Origin of the sequence: Desulfosalsimonas propionicica (assembly GCF_013761005.1) — a bacterium.
In the GTDB taxonomy this organism is placed as follows: domain Bacteria; phylum Desulfobacterota; class Desulfobacteria; order Desulfobacterales; family Desulfosalsimonadaceae; genus Desulfosalsimonas; species Desulfosalsimonas propionicica.
Map to the genome: position 1 here is coordinate 59,193 of NZ_JACDUS010000004.1, position 16,088 is coordinate 75,280.

Annotated in this window: 16 protein-coding genes; 9 read left to right on the plus strand and 7 right to left on the minus strand. The window is 53.9% G+C overall.

Translation table 11 applies throughout. From position 1 onward, the window contains the following. The first annotated feature begins 2 nt into the window (after positions 1 to 2). The 6 genes from HNR65_RS08510 to HNR65_RS08535 all read left to right on the plus strand — a co-directional run bounded on the left by HNR65_RS08510 (position 3) and on the right by HNR65_RS08535 (position 4,852). Complete coding sequence (locus HNR65_RS08510) at positions 3 to 962, plus strand: LutB family protein (protein WP_181551069.1); 960 nt, start codon at positions 3 to 5, stop codon at positions 960 to 962. Positions 963 to 1,004: 42 nt separating this feature from the next. Further along, positions 1,005 to 2,084 (plus strand): 4Fe-4S dicluster domain-containing protein, encoded by a 1,080-nt coding sequence (locus HNR65_RS08515; protein ID WP_181551070.1) that lies wholly within the window; start codon positions 1,005 to 1,007, stop codon positions 2,082 to 2,084. Positions 2,085 to 2,099: 15 nt separating this feature from the next. Further along, positions 2,100 to 2,945, plus strand: coding sequence for an FAD/NAD(P)-binding protein (locus HNR65_RS08520; protein ID WP_181551071.1), 846 nt, complete (start codon positions 2,100 to 2,102; stop codon positions 2,943 to 2,945). A gap of 145 nt (positions 2,946 to 3,090) precedes the next feature. Beyond that, positions 3,091 to 3,408, plus strand: a complete 318-nt coding sequence (locus HNR65_RS08525) for a TusE/DsrC/DsvC family sulfur relay protein (RefSeq protein ID WP_181551072.1) — start codon at positions 3,091 to 3,093, stop codon at positions 3,406 to 3,408. Between the two features lie 130 nt (positions 3,409 to 3,538). Continuing rightward, positions 3,539 to 4,000, plus strand: coding sequence for a siroheme decarboxylase subunit alpha (gene ahbA / locus HNR65_RS08530; protein WP_181551073.1), 462 nt, complete (start codon positions 3,539 to 3,541; stop codon positions 3,998 to 4,000). Positions 4,001 to 4,012: 12 nt separating this feature from the next. Next, on the plus strand, positions 4,013 to 4,852 hold the full coding sequence (locus HNR65_RS08535; protein ID WP_181551074.1) for a nitrilase-related carbon-nitrogen hydrolase: 840 nt from the start codon (positions 4,013 to 4,015) through the stop codon (positions 4,850 to 4,852). Between the two features lie 7 nt (positions 4,853 to 4,859). Here the strand turns inward: HNR65_RS08535 and HNR65_RS08540 are convergent, their stop codons facing one another. From HNR65_RS08540 to rsmA, 3 genes are all read right to left on the minus strand, one after another. Continuing rightward, entirely contained in the window at positions 4,860 to 5,489 is a 630-nt protein-coding gene (locus HNR65_RS08540; protein WP_181551075.1) for a YkgJ family cysteine cluster protein, read from the minus strand. Between the two features lie 127 nt (positions 5,490 to 5,616). Beyond that, entirely contained in the window at positions 5,617 to 9,180 is a 3,564-nt protein-coding gene (gene nifJ / locus HNR65_RS08545; RefSeq protein WP_181551076.1) for a pyruvate:ferredoxin (flavodoxin) oxidoreductase, read from the minus strand. 181 nt (positions 9,181 to 9,361) lie between these two features. Beyond that, positions 9,362 to 10,201 carry a 16S rRNA (adenine(1518)-N(6)/adenine(1519)-N(6))-dimethyltransferase RsmA gene (gene rsmA / locus HNR65_RS08550; protein ID WP_181551077.1) on the minus strand — a complete coding sequence of 280 codons (840 nt, stop codon included), beginning with the start codon at positions 10,199 to 10,201 and terminating at the stop codon, positions 9,362 to 9,364. A 249-nt stretch (positions 10,202 to 10,450) separates the two neighbouring features. Here rsmA and can point away from each other — a divergent pair, with 249 nt between their 5' ends. Both can and hisF read left to right on the plus strand, forming a co-directional pair. After that, on the plus strand, positions 10,451 to 11,074 hold the full coding sequence (gene can, locus HNR65_RS08555; RefSeq protein ID WP_181551078.1) for a carbonate dehydratase: 624 nt from the start codon (positions 10,451 to 10,453) through the stop codon (positions 11,072 to 11,074). 115 nt (positions 11,075 to 11,189) lie between these two features. After that, positions 11,190 to 11,954: an imidazole glycerol phosphate synthase subunit HisF gene (hisF, locus tag HNR65_RS08560; RefSeq protein ID WP_181551079.1), complete on the plus strand. Its 765-nt coding sequence runs from the start codon at positions 11,190 to 11,192 to the stop codon at positions 11,952 to 11,954. A gap of 39 nt (positions 11,955 to 11,993) precedes the next feature. On the opposite strand, the gene HNR65_RS08565 is transcribed toward hisF, so the two are convergent. The 3 genes from HNR65_RS08565 to HNR65_RS08575 are packed head-to-tail and all read right to left on the minus strand — an operon-like array spanning position 11,994 to position 14,746. Continuing rightward, positions 11,994 to 12,461 carry a hypothetical protein gene (locus HNR65_RS08565; protein ID WP_181551080.1) on the minus strand — a complete coding sequence of 156 codons (468 nt, stop codon included), beginning with the start codon at positions 12,459 to 12,461 and terminating at the stop codon, positions 11,994 to 11,996. Positions 12,462 to 12,494: 33 nt separating this feature from the next. Continuing rightward, positions 12,495 to 14,228 (minus strand): TIGR03545 family protein, encoded by a 1,734-nt coding sequence (locus HNR65_RS08570; protein WP_181551081.1) that lies wholly within the window; start codon positions 14,226 to 14,228, stop codon positions 12,495 to 12,497. Continuing rightward, positions 14,225 to 14,746, minus strand: coding sequence for a TIGR03546 family protein (locus HNR65_RS08575; protein ID WP_181551082.1), 522 nt, complete (start codon positions 14,744 to 14,746; stop codon positions 14,225 to 14,227). Before HNR65_RS08575 ends, HNR65_RS08570 begins: the two co-directional genes overlap by 4 nt. 206 nt (positions 14,747 to 14,952) lie before the next feature. Here HNR65_RS08575 and arfB point away from each other — a divergent pair, with 206 nt between their 5' ends. Further along, entirely contained in the window at positions 14,953 to 15,378 is a 426-nt protein-coding gene (gene arfB, locus HNR65_RS08580) for an alternative ribosome rescue aminoacyl-tRNA hydrolase ArfB (RefSeq protein ID WP_181551083.1), read from the plus strand. Between the two features lie 182 nt (positions 15,379 to 15,560). Here the strand turns inward: arfB and HNR65_RS08585 are convergent, their stop codons facing one another. Continuing rightward, positions 15,561 to 16,085: a DUF2937 family protein gene (locus HNR65_RS08585; protein ID WP_181551084.1), complete on the minus strand. Its 525-nt coding sequence runs from the start codon at positions 16,083 to 16,085 to the stop codon at positions 15,561 to 15,563. Between the last annotated feature and the right edge of the window lie 3 nt (positions 16,086 to 16,088).

The following is a 16,088-nucleotide window of genomic DNA, read 5'->3' on the forward strand; positions in this document are numbered from 1 at the left end:
CAATGAAATCGTATACAGATAAAATCAAAGAGATCGCAAAACGCCTTCTCAAGGAAGACAAGGTCGACATGGTCATCGGCTATCGAAAGGGCACTGTCCCCCTGATGCATCAGCCCTTTTTTGCCACCAGCGAAGGCGAAGTCGACAGCTTTGTATGGGACAGCAATTGTGGACTCAACCTGGCCAACTATATTACAGACCGCAAAGAGCGCATCGGCATTGTGGCCACCGGCTGCAACTCCCGAAACATCGCTGTCCATGTCGTTGAAGGCAAAATCCAGCGCGATCAGCTCTATATCATCGGGGTTCCCTGCCAGGGCATGGTGGATCGCCACAAACTGGCCGCCATGGCAGAAGGAAATATCGCTTCCGTGGAAGAAGATGAAGACAAGGGCACCATTACGATTTCCGGCCAGGGATTTTCAAAAAGTGTAGACAAAGCAGAGGTGCTCCAGGAAAACTGCTCCATCTGCGTGCACAGAAACCCTGTGCTCTACGATGAACTGGTGGCCGATGAAGTCACTGAGCAAACCCGGGAACAGGCCGACCCCTATGCCCGGGTCCGGGAAATCGAGGCCATGAGCCCGGACGATAAATGGGCTTATTTTGATGACCTGCTTTCAGACTGCATCCGCTGCTACGCATGCCGCAATGCATGCCCCCTGTGTTACTGCCCCCAGTGCTTTGTGGATGAGTCCAACCCCCAGTGGGTGGGCAAAAGCGTGGATCCCACCGACATTCGCACATTTCACCTTCTGCGGGCTTATCATTGTGCAGGCCGTTGCACGGATTGCGGCGCATGCGTGCGCTCCTGTCCGGTGGGTATCAATGTCCGGGATTTTACCAAAAAACTGGAAAAAGACTGTCTGGAACTCTATGGATGGGAAGCCGGGCTCAATACTGAGCAGCGGCCGCCCCTGGATACCTACAAACCCGAGGATCCCGAAGATTTCATCAAGTAAGTGCCGGACAACCAATCATAAACGTTGACAAGGGCGATTATCATGAAAGTCATCAAGATTGACAAAAACGAATGGGCAAGCGGACTGGAAAAACTCCGCAGCGCCTACGAGCTGATCGGGCCGGTCAAGGAAAAGTTTTATCATGCATTCCAGTCCCTGGAATCCGGCCAACAGCCTGATATGGATTATATCAACACACGGGTTTCTCCGAAATACGTTATATATCCACAGTCCGAACTGATCCTCGAGTGTTCCTTAAACGAAAACGACGAGGATTACAAAATCTATAAGGAACCGGAAAAAGAGTATACGCCAAAAGCCATCCTCGGCATCCGGCCCTGTGACGCGGATTCTTTCTCCCTGGTCCGACGCAATTTTGACACGGAAGAATACAAGGACCCCTACTGGCTGCGGGCCTATGCGTCCACCACCTTTGTCGGGCTTGCATGTGACCAGCCATGTCCCACCTGCTTTTGCAGCAGCGCCGGTTCAGGTCCTTACAGCGATAACAACCTTGATATTCTTTTGGCGGACAACGGGGATCACTACCTGGCCCGGGTGCTGACGGAAAAGGGCAAAAAACTGGCTTCAGCTGCCGGATGGAGCCAGGAGGCCGGAGATGAGGCGGATCAGCAGATTGAGCAAAAGAAACAGGAAGCTGAATCAGCCATCCAGTCCAGTGTGAAGACCGACAAACTGGCTTCTCAGTCCCTGCTGGATCTCTACGATGCCACGAATGCCATCTGGGAAAAAGAGGCCTTCTCGTGCATCAACTGCGGCACCTGCACCTTTGTCTGTCCCACCTGCTGGTGCTTTGATGTCCAGGACGAGGTTGCCGGGAAAAAGGGCTATCGCATCCGCAACTGGGATTCTTGCATGTATCCGCTCTTTACCATGCACGCATCCGGTCATAATCCGCGGGGCACTAAAGTGGACCGGCTTCGCCAGCGATTTATGCACAAGCTGAAATATTACGTGGACAAGTATGAAAACGGGATCCAGTGTACCGGCTGCGGCCGTTGCGTGCAGCTGTGCCCGGTCAATATTGATATACGCAGGATCTGCAACATGTTAAACAGCTATGATCCCGAATCCTGCACCTGCGAAGTAACGGCGTCTTAGCAAAGGGGGGTAGAAGTGGTCAATCCATATATTCCATACCCGGTTCGCATTGATGAAATCAAGACCGAAACCGAGGATAAAAGTTTAAAAACATTTAAATTCGTTTTTCTCAATCCCGAAGACGAGGAAAAATTCGCCTACCGGGCCGGCCAGTTTGCCGAACTCAGCATTCCCGGCCTTGGCGAAATTCCCATCGGCATTGCCTCCTCTCCGGTTGAAAAAGGATTTGTAAAATTCACAATTTTTAAAACCGGCAAGGTCACATCCTACCTCCATTCCATGAAGGAAGGCGATATCATGGGCATCCGGGGTCCTTTGGGCAACTGGTATCCCTGGGACTTACTAGAGGGCAAAAACGTGGTGATCATCGGCGGAGGATTTGCCTTTACCACCCTTCGCTCATCCATCATTTACATGCTGGATCCGGAAAACCGAAAAAAATTCAAGGATATCCATGTAATTTACGGCGCCCGCTCCCCGGGGATGCTGCTTTATAAGGAAGAACTCGAGCAATGGGCCGCCCGGGATGACCTGAACATGCACATTACCGTAGACGGCACCGATGACCCGGAATGGAAGCACCACACGGGGTTTGTGCCCACAATCACCGAACAGGAGGCCCCTGCGGGAACCGAGGACACCTATGCCATTGTCTGCGGGCCGCCTGTAATGATCAAATTCACCCAGCCGGTTCTTGACAAGCTGGGATATACAGACGACCGGATCATCATGTCTCTTGAAAACCGTATGAAATGCGGTATTGGCATGTGCGGGCGGTGCAACATCGGCAAGGAATTTGTATGTAAGGACGGCCCGGTATTTACCCTGCGACAGTTAAACCAGACGCCCAAGGAATATTGATCGGGCCTGCGCCTGGCAAAGACGTGTTTATATTTTCATATTGACAACCTGATTCATATCGCATATATTTTGGTTTTTTAATATTATGAAGAGAAGAACCGGCTAGAAATCTTTAGAATACAAACAATTAAAGGAGGGATATTACATGCCGACAGTTGAATTTGAAGGTCACAGCTTTAACGTAGATGAAGACGGGTTCATTGACAGCTTTGAAAGCTGGAACGAAACTTGGGTCAAATACGTCAAGCAGCAGGAAGGCATTGACGAGTTAAACGAGGAGCACTGGAAAGTCATCAACGTGCTGCAGGACTATTACAAGAAAAATGGTATCGCCCCCATGGTGCGCGTGCTGTCCAAGCTGACCGGCTTCAAGCTCAAGCACATCTACGAGCTGTTTCCGTCCGGCCCGGGCAAGGGCGCATGTAAGATGGCAGGCCTGCCGAAACCCACCGGCTGCGTATAAACGCAGACGTATCACGACTGCACAAGACAACGCCTTTCCCTGTTTTGTGGCGCATTTTTTTCACAAAAGCCCTGCTCCTGACGGTGCAGGGCTTTTGTTTTCGTTTGGCTGATTCTCATCAAACCAAGTCATGGACGCATCATTGGACTCTGTCGACAAGACCCTGCTAAACCGTATTCAATCGGATTTTCCCATTGATGCCCGGCCCTTTGCCCGGATTGCCGAAGAACTAGGCCTCAGCGAAGAGCAAGTCCTCAACCGGGTTCAGCGGCTTCGGCAAAATGATGTAATCCGGCGTATCGGCGGCAATTTTTCCCCTGAAAAGCTCGGATATGTCAGCACCTTGTGCGCATGCCGGGTACCGGAAAAGGATCTGGATCACTTCACGTCCATTGTCAACAGTTATCCCGGAGTCACCCACAACTATCTGCGTGACAATGCATTTAATGTCTGGTTTACCTTTATCGCGCCTTCGCGGGAAGATATTGAAGAAAATCTTGCGGAAATTTCAGAAAAAACCGGCATTTCCGAAATCCTTAACCTGCCGGCCACCCGGGTGTATAAGATCCGCGCCCATTTCAACATCAAGTAATTTCAAGATGCCATGGACCGTGATGTCCGAATAGCCCTTGTTTCCTGCAGGTCGGTAATCGGCGATACAACCGGCAATCTCTGCCGCATGGAGCAATGGATTATTGCCGCCCGAAACCAGGAAACCCATCTGGTATGTTTTCCGGAACTGAGCATCACCGGCTACCATGTTCGCCCGCCCATTGACACGGTGGCCGAATCCATAGACGGTCCCTGTTCAGCCCGCCTGGCCGATCTGGCCAAAAAATACAATATTTCGATTCTGGCGGGCATGGCTGAAAAATCCGGCAACCGGTTATATGCTGCACACCTGCTTGCACAACCGGATTCAGGACAGTGCCGTGTTTATCGCAAACTTCACCTGGGGCCCCCGGAAAAAGAGTTCTTTTCCCCGGCATCCAAAATCCCGCCATTGTTTGAAGCCTGCGGCCTGCGCATTGGCGTTCAGCTTTGCTATGATGCCCATTTCCCGCAACTTTCCACGCACATGGCGATCAACGGCGCAGATCTGCTGATCATCGCCCATGCCTCCCCCGGCAGGTCTTCCGAGGAAAAACTGGCCTCCTGGATGCGCCATCTGCCGGCTCGGGCTTTTGACAACGGGGTTTATGTGGCGGCTGTCAATGCAGCCGGAGACAATGGATTCGGGCTCAGTTTTCCGCCCGTGTGCGTGCTTATCAGCCCTGAGGGAAAACTTCTGGCGTCATATGCAGATGCGGATGAATACATGCTGATGGCCGACCTGTCTGCGCAAAAGCTACGGGCCGTGCGTGACCATCCAATGAAATACTTTCTGCCCAACCGCCGGCCGGAAATTTACCGGGCGAAACAGAAGGCCGGAAGCACGGATTAAATCCGGCTCAGCGAAGCTTGATACCGAACTGGGCAGGGATGGTTGTCTCCAGGCAGCGGCCGAAGATCAGATCCATCATCTGAGCACTCATTGCTGTTTTCTCTTCCACCACGTTTCGCATTTCAAGATCGTAACGCACGGCTTCCAAAATCGCCTGCCCGGCCTTTTTGTTGTCCCCGGTCTGGCGCTTGCGGCAAAGCTCATCCAGGTATGCATACCCGCATTTTTCCTCATGGGATTGGATTAACTCCATAATCCAGTCAACCTGTCCGAAAACAGCGGCGCGGTCGAGTCTGTCCACGTCATAAACCGCCTCTGCGGGCTGCGTGTCCCGGCAGTTCATTGCCCGGCATTCCAGGGGGCGAAAATCGTAGATGGTGCAGGCCTTTTGTTCGGGGTCATAATACATGCAGGCCGGCGCCCCATTTACGGACTTGACTTTGATGATTTCCTGGTCAGTGATCATCAGGCCGCCGTTTACATTGTCATGCACCAACTCTCCCCTGCGTAGGGTAAACAGGTTTTCCGGGGCAATCTGCTTTTGCAGCACCAGTTCCAGATCTGCTCCATGAAGTGCGGGCCCGCCCTTTTCACAGCAGGTACCGCAGCGCATGCATTGGGTTTGCGAAGTATTCATAACCTATTCAAATTTTATCCTGAAACGAAATTAAAAAAGCGCAAAGAGCACAAAGATTGCACCGTCTTGCAAAAAAAACAGTGCAATGCTTCGTGCTCCTGCGAAATGCTTAAAAAGGGGGCAGCCCTTATTGGTTTTTGCCTTCGTCCTTTTGCTCTTTGCTGCCTTCGGCATCATCACAGATGGATTTTGGATCTGCAATCAGCCTGAGAATTTCATACTTGCGGTTGGCCTCCTGTTCAATCTGCTGGCGAAGCTTCTTGGATTCCTCTGGAAAAGTTTTTTCCAGGGAAGCAAACCGGGTCTCACCCCCAAGAAATTCCTGCAGCGTGCCGTCTGGCGCCTTGGATTCAAGAACAAAGGGATTTTTGCCCTCTTTTTCCAGTTCCGGGTTAAAACGGTACAACGGCCAGTAACCGCTTTCCACAGCCCGCTTCATTTCCTCCTGGCTCTTGCCCATGCCCACGCGGATGCCCTGGTTAATACAGGGTGCATAACAGATGATCACCGAAGGGCCGTCATACTCATCTGCCTCCTTAAAGGCCCGCATCAACTGCTGCTTATTGGCGCCCATGGCCACCGAAGCCACATAAACATAGCCATAGGTCATGGCCATGCGGCCCAGGTCTTTTTTGCTCAGCTTTTTTCCGGATGCGGCAAACTTGGCCACAGCCCCGGTGGGCGTGCCCTTGGAGGACTGCCCCCCGGTGTTGGAGTAAACCTCGGTGTCCATGATCAGAAGATTAATATTTTCGCCCGAGGCAATCACATGGTCGAGTCCGCCGTAGCCGATATCATAGGCCCAGCCGTCGCCGCCAAAGGCCCAGATGGATTTTTTGGTAAACACGTCGGCAAAATCATAAATGGATTGCAGCATGGGGCTTCTGTCCATGCCGGCAAGCAATTGTTTCATCTGATCGCCATACTTGCGGGAGCCTTCAGCGTTGTTCATGTTTTCCAGCCACCCGCGCATGGCTTCTTTGAGTTCATCGGAGATGTCTGCCGCAAGGGCCTCGTTGATCATGTCGGCCAGCCATTTGCGCCGCTGGTTGACGGCCAGGCCCATGCCATAGCCGAATTCCGCTGCATCCTCAAACAGAGAGTTGCCCCAGGTGGGACCGAATCCGTCCTTGTTGGTGCAATAAGGAACAGAGGGAGCCGATGCCCCCCAGATGGAACTGCAGCCTGTGGCATTGGCAATGATCATGCGCTCGCCAAACATCTGGGTCAGCACCTTGACATACGGGGTTTCACCGCAGCCGGCGCATGCGCCAGAGAACTCCAGCAGGGGCTGGCTGAACTGGCTGCCTTTTACGGTGGTGCGGCGGGTGAGATCATCGCGGACGGGAAGCGTTTCAAAATACTGCTCAAGGGGCACCTGCTTGGTGCTCTGGGTGTGAATTGGCTTCATGACGAGAGCCTTGGTCTTGGCCGGGCAGATATCGGCGCAGTTGCCGCAGCCCTGACAATCCAGAGGATAAACCTGGATCCGAAACTTGTAGCCCTTGACATCCTTGCCCACCGCATCAATGGTCTCAAATCCCTTGGGGGCATCCTTGAGTTCCTCGTCGGTGAAAAGCCCGGGACGAATGGCGGCATGGGGACAGACAAAGGCACACTGGTTGCATTGGATACAGTTTTCTGCAATCCATTCCGGCACATTGATGGCAACGCCGCGTTTTTCGTATTTGGTTGTGCCCACCGGAAAGATTCCGTCGGGTTCAAATACTGAAACCGGCAGTTTGTCGCCCTGCTGAATGGTCATGGGGCGCATGACATTTCTGATAAAATCCGGCTCGCTGCTGGCCGCAACCGACGGCAGTCCGGCATCCTTCCAGGAATCTGGATAATCGATCTGCTCGAGATTGGCAACAGACTGGTCAACAGCATCAATGTTCATCTGAACGACCTTTTCGCCCTTTTTGCCATAGGTCTTGTGAATATCTTTCTTGAGAAAATCCACGGCTTCTTCAAAGGGCAAAACATTGGCCACCTTGAAAAAGGCCGTCTGCATAATCATGTTGATCCGGCCGCCAAGTCCGACTTTTTCGGCAATGGCAATGGCGTCAATGTTGTAGAACTTCAGCTTCTTTTCAGCAATGGTGCGCTTCATTGAAGCCGGCAGCTGCTCTTCCATTTCCTCTTTGGACCAGGGGGAGTTGAGCAGAAAGGTGCCACCGGGCTTGATGCCCTCCAGCACGTCATAAATCTGCACGTAATTGGCCTTGTGGCAGGCCACAAAGTCCGCGGAATGGACCTGGTAGGTGGATTGAATGGGCTGGGGGGCAAAGCGCAGGTGAGATACTGTCACACCGCCGGACTTCTTGGCGTCATAGGCAAAATAGCCCTGGGCAAACTTGTCGGTGTGATCGCCGATAATCTTGATGGCGCTCTTGTTTGCCCCCACGGTGCCGTCTGAGCCAAACCCCCAGAACTTGCACTGGATGGTGCCCTCGGGTGCGGTGTCAAACTGTTCCTCCACCGCAAGAGAGCTGTAGGTCACATCGTCTTTGATGCCCACGGTGAAATGATGCTTGGGCGCCAGGGCCTTCATGTTGTCAAACACCGCCTTGGCCATGCCCGGGGTAAACTCCTTGGAACCGAGCCCGTATCGGCCGGCATGAATCTCGGGGGATTCACCGTATTCCATAAATGCCGTGCACACATCCAGATAAAGGGGATCGCCGATGGCGCCGGGTTCCTTGGTGCGGTCGAGGACCGTGATCTGCTCCACGGATCCGGGGAGCGCGGCCAGAAAATGCTCAATGGAAAACGGACGGTACAGGCGCACCTTGAGCAGCCCGACCCGTTCTCCCTGATTGTTTAAATGATTGGTGACTTCCTCCAGGGTCTCGGTGCCCGATCCCATGGCCACCACAACCCGTTCGGCCTCGGGATGGCCCACATAGTCAAACAGGTGATAACTCCGCCCGGTTGCCTGGCTAACCTTTTCCATGGTGTCCATGACGATGGTGGGAATGGCCAGGTAATAGGGATTGCAGGCCTCCCGGTTTTGGAAGAAAATGTCCGGATTCTGGGCCGTGCCCCGGATGTGGGGGTGTTCCGGGTTCATGGAGCGGGCCCGGAACTCGCGTATGGCCTGGTAATTGACCAGATCCGCCATTTCCTCGTAATCAATCACCTCGATTTTCTGGATCTCGCTGGAAGTACGGAACCCATCAAAAAAGTGCAGAACCGGCACGCTGGCCTCAAGGGCGGCCAGATGCGATATCAAAGCCATGTCCATGACTTCCTGGACCGATCCGGAAGCCAGCATGGCAAACCCAGCCTGACGCACGGCCATCACGTCGCTGTGATCGCCAAAGATCGACAGGGCATGGCCGGCCACGGCCCGGGCTGTGACATGAAACACGCCCGGCAGCAGTTCCCCGGAAATCTTGTACATATTGGGGATCATCAAAAGCAGCCCCTGGGATGCGGTAAAAGTTGTGGTCAGCGATCCGGCTGCCAGGGCACCGTGGACTGCACCGGCCGCACCGGCTTCAGACTGCATTTCCCTCACATGGAGAGGCTGTCCGAAAATATTTTTTCTGCCTGCAGCCGCCCATTCATCAGCTGTTTCCCCCATTGATGTCGAGGGCGTGATCGGATAGATCGCCGCCACCTCGCTTAAGGCATAGGCCACATGCACGGCGGCCGTGTTTCCGTCGATGGTTTGCATTTTCGCCATGATTTACTTGCTCCTTGGATAAGTTGAATAAATTGAAAGGCTGGTTAAAACCATTGCTGAAAACCTGCAAAAACAGCAACGATCCTTTAAAATAATTCGAGGTTCGTCTTAAAATAACAAAATTAGTCCAAATTGCCAGAGGTGTAAAGGAAAAACTGGAAAAAAGCCGGCCAAATCGATTCTATGAATTGGCCCCCACGGCATTGGACAGCGCCACAAATTCCTCCACGGACAATGTTTCAGCCCGCCTTGCCCCGTCAATGCCTGCGGCCTGCAAAATCGGCAAAAGCCCCGGGCCGGATATCCCCAGTCCACCGCCGCTTAAAGCGTTTTTCAGGGTTTTGCGCCGCTGGCCGAAAGCCGCCTTTACCACCGCAGACAGCCCGGCCTCGTTTCTGGCCGGAAACCGCGGGGAGTGAAAGGCCATCTCAACAACCTCGGAATCCACCCGCGGCCGGGGATAAAACTGGTTGGCCCTGACCCGGGCCAGGCGGCTGACATCAGCGCAGTACTGGGTCATGACCGAAAGCCGGCCGTATTCCCGGGTGCCCGCCACTGCATACAGACGTTGGGCCATTTCCGCCTGGAGCATCAAAACCGCCCGGGAAACGATGCTGCGCTGAAATATCAGGGAGATGATCACCTGAGAGGAAATATTGTAGGGCAGATTGCCGATCACCACCAGCGGTTCCTGCTCTGTTCGAAAAATGGCGTCCAGGTCCACGTCAAAAATATTGTCATGGCGCACATCCACATTTCCAACCCCGGCCTGATCCGTGACCGACCGCAGAATGTCAATGATTTCCCGGTCCTTTTCCACGGCATAAACACACTTTGCCGCCCGGGCGGCAAACAGGGTCAGCGCCCCTACCCCGGCTCCGATTTCCACCACAACCGCGTTGTCAAGCCGGGCCCGGCGCACGATCATCTCTGCAGTGGATGGATCAGCCAGAAAATTCTGGCCCATGTGTTTTTTGGGCAAAAGCCCGCTGGCGGCCAATAAACGATGCGGTCCGGTCATGAATTTTCTCTGTCTGAATCAATTACAACCTGCCGGCAATACCAGAAAGCGGCAGGCATGGGTGCAAGGCGGCAGTTTTGAATATAACACAATTGCCGGCCGGGTCAATTGCCGCCTTTGACTTATGGTGCCGGCAAACCTGTTTTTCTGTTAAAGGCGGCCCAGGCCCACGCACTCTTTTCTTTTGCTGCCGGACATGTTATAAAAATCCGCCAAATAACCAAATTTCACGCATAAAGGGCCGGGCCTATGAAAAATTTTGACACCTTGTTTGAAAACAACCGGAAATGGGCTGAAACAATCACCTCCCGGGACCCGGATTTTTTCACCCGCCTCAGCCGGCAGCAAAAACCCGGGTACTTGTGGATCGGATGTTCAGACAGCCGGGTTCCGGCCAGCCGTATAACGGACATGATGCCCGGCGAAATTTTTGTTCACCGAAACATTGCCAACCTGGTGGTGCACTCGGATCTCAGCTGCCTTTCGGTAATCCAGTACGCCGTGGAGGCACTGGAAATCGGCCATATCATTGTCTGCGGCCATTATGGATGCGGAGGCGTTCAGGCCGCTCTGGAAAACAAAGACCACGGATTGATTGACAACTGGCTGGGCCATATCCGGGACGTGTACCGCAGACACAAAGCCGAAATTGATACGATTTCCGATCCAAAGGCAAAAGTCAACCGGCTCTGCGAATTCAATGTCCGGGCCCAGGTCATCAATGTCTGCGAAACCACCATTGTACAAAACGCCTGGAAATCCGGTCGGGAGCTTGCCATCCACGGCCTGATCTACAGCCTTGAAGACGGTCTGCTAAAGGATCTCAATCCTGGCATTTCAGGGCTGGATCAGTACCGGGCGCTTTTGCCATAAAGACTTTGGGATTTATTTTGCAGCCGTCAATTGCGCTATGCTATAAACAGGCCCTGTTTGCGGACAATTGAAAAAAACGCTGATTTACTCACCCAATACATACGGAGAAATACAAATGGATGAAACCATTTCCATCATGCCCTGCCTGGACATGCAAAACGGGCGGGTCGTCAAGGGGGTTCATTTCGTGGATATCCGGGACGCCGGCGATCCGGTGGAGTGTGCCCGTGCCTACTGCCGGGCCGGCGCAGATGAACTGGCCCTGCTCGATATCACCGCCACAGTGGAGGGCCGGGCCACCATGCTCGACGTGGTCCGCGGGGTTGCCGAAGTCACCACAGTTCCTTTTACAGTGGGCGGCGGGGTCTCTGATGTAAAATCCGCGGAACAGATCCTCAATGCCGGGGCCGACAAGGTTTCCACCAGCAGTGCAGCGTTTCGCAAACCCGAATTGATCCCGGAAATGGTCCGTGCTTTCGGGGCGGACAAGGTCACCGTGGCCATTGACGTGGACCAAAACCCGGCCATGACCTCGGGATATGAAGTGTATGTGGACGGCGGCCGTACGGCCACAGGGGCAGACGCCGTTGAGTGGGCCAGGTGCGTGGAGGGATACGGTGTGCCCGTGATCCTGCCCACCAGCAAGGCCGGTGACGGGTCCCGTACCGGATATGACCTGCCGGTGATCCGGGCCATGAAGCAGGCCGTGTCAGCAAAAATCGTGGCCTCGGGCGGAGCCGGAGAAATGCGGCATTTCCATGATGCCGTCAAAGCCGGAGCAACCGTACTGCTGGCCGCCTCGGTGTTTCATTTCGGTATCATTGACATCAGGGAGTTAAAAACCTGGCTGCAAAAGCAGGGCGTGGCCGTGCAGTTGTAAAGAAAACCGGCCCGGGTTTGGATTTCAAAAAAACACGTCCTAGAAATTGCCCTCGCCTGCCCGGTGCGGACAAAAGACAATCACCTGCTGTTTTTGCGCATCTATTTGGATGGCGGCGTTTGGATACATGGAGTACCAGATCCCGATGGAATTGCCCTCTGGATCCAAAATCCGGGCGCCGCGGCCGGAATCAAACCGGTCCCAGACCCTGGGCTCCCAGATAAAATCCACCCTATGGGCGAAATCCCTGTTGTTGGGGGTCACCTCCTGCCAGAGATGCAGGTCAAATGTGTAGGCCGGATCAAGGCCCACAATGGCATAGGGCATGTTGGGCCGGCCGCAGACATAATAGCGAAAATCCTTTGGAACGCGATTGTCCTCAAACATCTGCGTGACCCCGGTATCGGTCTCCAGGCGCCCCCACTGGCCGGCAGCGCATCCGCAGACCAGGACTGCGGACAGGACAACAGCCGCGGCAAGTTTGGCGCCGGGGCATAACCACTGCATCAGATCATCTCCCCTGTGAATGTCTGCTTGTTTTTACAGTATAGAGGCCCCCAGGTTCAAGCGTTTTTTGAGTTCCTGTTCAATGGCATCCAATGCGGAAAAACCGGATTCGGTTTCATCAATGGCGCCCCCTGTCTTTTCTGAAATGGCCTGCTTTAAGTGCTGCTGCATCTGCGCCCTGTGTTTTTCAAGGTCCCGGGACAGGGAGGCTTTTAAAACATCGCCAAGGCCTGAATCAATGCTCATCTCGGGCTGTGTCAGGGTTCCGCCAAGGCTTGCAGCCACATCAAAGGACCGGATATCGCCAAGTGCAGATGCCAGGGCCCGGACCAGGAAATGCTCTTTTCCCCCTGGATTTACGTCAAACCGGGCGTCACTGAGGTCAGCGGCAATCTCTGCATCCAGTTCTGCACCGGCAACCCGGATGCTGCCATCAACAGCATCGAGCCGGGCTTTGCTCAAAACCACCGACATACTGTCCTGATCCAGCAGCTGCAGGCTGCTGAGTGTATGCTCCCGGATTTGGAAATCCGCCCTGTCTGCGGGATGTTCCGGATTGGTGCGGTCCAGGCGGCCGTTGATTTTTACACTGCCTGCATTGTCAGCCCCGACACCGGCAAAATCAAACACCAGGGGGCGGCCCAGCACCCGGGGATCTGAGGCAATATCGCTGATCTGTCCGGAAACATCCATGCCGCCCATATCCGCAGATACCCGTGCGGTTTTGATCCAGTACTCGGGCACCGGCCGGCGAGAGGCAAATCTGAGGTCAATGCCTTCTCCCCTCCGGCGTTTTTCGGTTTCCCGGGATTTTTCCATCATGGCCGACACATGAGGGGAAAGCCGCAGATACCAGCTCAGACTGTTTTCCACCCACCCGGCATATTTGGGGCCAAGAATAAGGGCTGACATGTTGCCGATGCCCTTTGGGGAAAGGGCGTATTTATCCGTAAGCCGCCGGGCATCCCGGCCAGGGGCGGCCCGCAGATCCGCAAGCCCGGTTTGCAGTTTCTCCCGGGTGTCAGCCAGATCCTGCCGGGTTTCACGCAGGGCCCGAAGATCGGCCTGAATGTCTTTTCTTATCTCCCCGGCCTGCCCTGCCCGGCCCAGGGTCCCGAGCAGGCCGCCGGACTCGCCGGAGCCGCCCTTGAGGTCATTGATGCGCTTTTTGTAGCCGGCAAAAGTCTCCTGATCCGGCAGGTTTTCCAGCCTTTTGGAAAAGCGGTCTCTGGCATCGGCAATTTCCTGCTGCAGGGTTTGGGCCTGTTTCAGCGTTTCGAGCTGCTCGTTTGCAATGATCTGTCTGGCGCTCTCTGCGGTGGCAGAAGGCAGGCGGCCGAGCTTTTCGCGCATCTTTTCCGCCACTGAAATTTCTGATGCCCCGGAAGGTTTCTCCTTTTTGGCAATGGCGCCGGAGGTTTTTCTGGGCTTGTCAAAGCCTACGCCCGTGGCGGACAAGTCCTCCACCACCTTGTTGCCCTTGATGATCTCGCCGGTGTGAAAGTTCATCCGGATCTTTTCAACCACGACAGCATTGCGCATGGGCGAATTCGGATGGGTCACCTGCAGGCCGGTAATTTCCAGGCCCAGGGGGAAAAGGCTCAAATCCGCATCCGCTACCTCCACCCGGGCGCCCACGGCTTTTGTCCCGGTTTTCTCGATCACGTGCCGGACCGCGTAATCCACCATAAGCAGCCAGACAGAAGCCCCGAGCGCCACGATGACAAAAAACGCGGCCAGTCCGGGCCATCGGATAAAACGACTCATACGGAACTCCTCCATCCGGAAACGGTTTGATAGGCAGCAAAGATCCGCGATCCCTTGACCATCTGGGCCAGGCGGGTCTTTTGAATCCAGGCCAGAAAATACTGCCTGTAGCGGCGGATCAGAAAATTAAACAGGAAATACAGGGGAACGGCCAGCACCAGGGCGATCACAAACCCGCCCATGACAATGGTATTGTTAAACCCGGTCAAGCGCCAGAAACCCGAATCATAAAGCGTGCTCCAGAGACCCTCCAGGGCCCCGGCGGATAAAACCGCCATGCCAACAGCGTGCAGCATGGGATCAATGATAAAGGCCACTGCTGAAAAAACCATCCAGCCCAGAATAAACCCGGTGATATTGACCCGCAAAACCAGCACCAAAAAAATCAGAATCAGATGCTGCAGGGTCATCAAGGGCATGAAGGCAAAAAACATGGCCAGACACAAAGCCGCACTGATCTGGCCGGGATCGGTCTCGGCATTTAAGACTTTGAGCAGCTTTGCCAGCAGAGTTATCATAACCGGGCTCCCTCTTAAAAAAAATGTTATCATCAGGTTCAAGGCCGGGCATAAAACAAAATACCGGAAGCCAAAGAGTAAATCCGTTCAATTCCATGCCGCTGTTCCGCCTTGAAATAAACAGACTGTATGGTATTTTTAAAGGATAATGATACGTTTTTCCGCCATTGTTCAAAATCCAAAAACAGATAAACAGGCAAAGCTGAATGATCACCGTCACAGAAGAACTTGCCATTCCGGAAAATGAACTCTGGTTTACCGCCTCCGGCAGCGGTGGGCCGGGGGGACAGCATGTCAACAAGACAAGCTCCAGAATCACCCTCTGGTTTGATGTGGCCGGTTCCCCCAGCCTGGATTTGGAACAAAAAGAACGCATCCAACAGCGGTTGCCCACGCGCATCAATAAAAACGGCCTGCTCCACATCTCGGCCCAGCGTCACCGCAGCCAGACAGCCAACCGGGAACAGACCATTGAACGCTTTGCACAGCTTATCGCCGAGGCCCTTAAAGAAACGCCGGCGCGCAAAAAGACCGGAATTCCGCGAGGCGCAAAAAAACGGCGCCTGGAAAACAAAAAACACCAAGGCCGCAAAAAACAGCTGCGCACAAAAATCCCCTCTGATGAACAATGACCGGTCAATCCATTGATGGCGCCGTAAAGGTCCAATATCTGCGTTACGCGCGATTCCTCAGAATTTCACGTACGGATAAATACGCTGCATTCTTCGGCAATCGCGCAAGCCTTGATCTTGAACTTTTTCCGGCGCCATCTGAAAACTTACTTTTTACGAAACCATCAATCCATCGGAAACCTTCAAATGCAGAGAGATCCGGACCGCCTTGGTTTTACCGCAAGCCAAAATCCTCTAAAGACCCCGAGCACAATGAGTTCAAGCAGCAGGGAAACAAAAAATGCCGCGCCCAGTCCCCATGCAATGGCACGAGGGCTCAACGGGACGGTGTAGGAATACTGATCAAATGTTTCGGCCAAAATCTCATCATTGTGAAAAAACAACAGGTGAAAACCCGCCCGGTACCACGGCCCGGACATGGCCGCTTGCTGGGCCGATAGCATTTGGCAGCGCCGGTAAAGCTGTTCCACGCTTTGGGCATCCCGGGCAAAAACCGGGTCCGGGCTTTTTTTGTAATGGGAAATCAAGGCTTGGAGGCTGCCATCAAAATACCGGTCTGCTGTCTGCTGAAACCCGCTGAGGTTTATGCTGATTTCGCGGAAATGGGCATCCACCCGTTTCCGATACTGATCCATCATCGCCGGAAACTGCACCCCCACCATAAGTGTACAGGCAAATACCAGTATCCGGAAATACCCCCTTGCCACAAA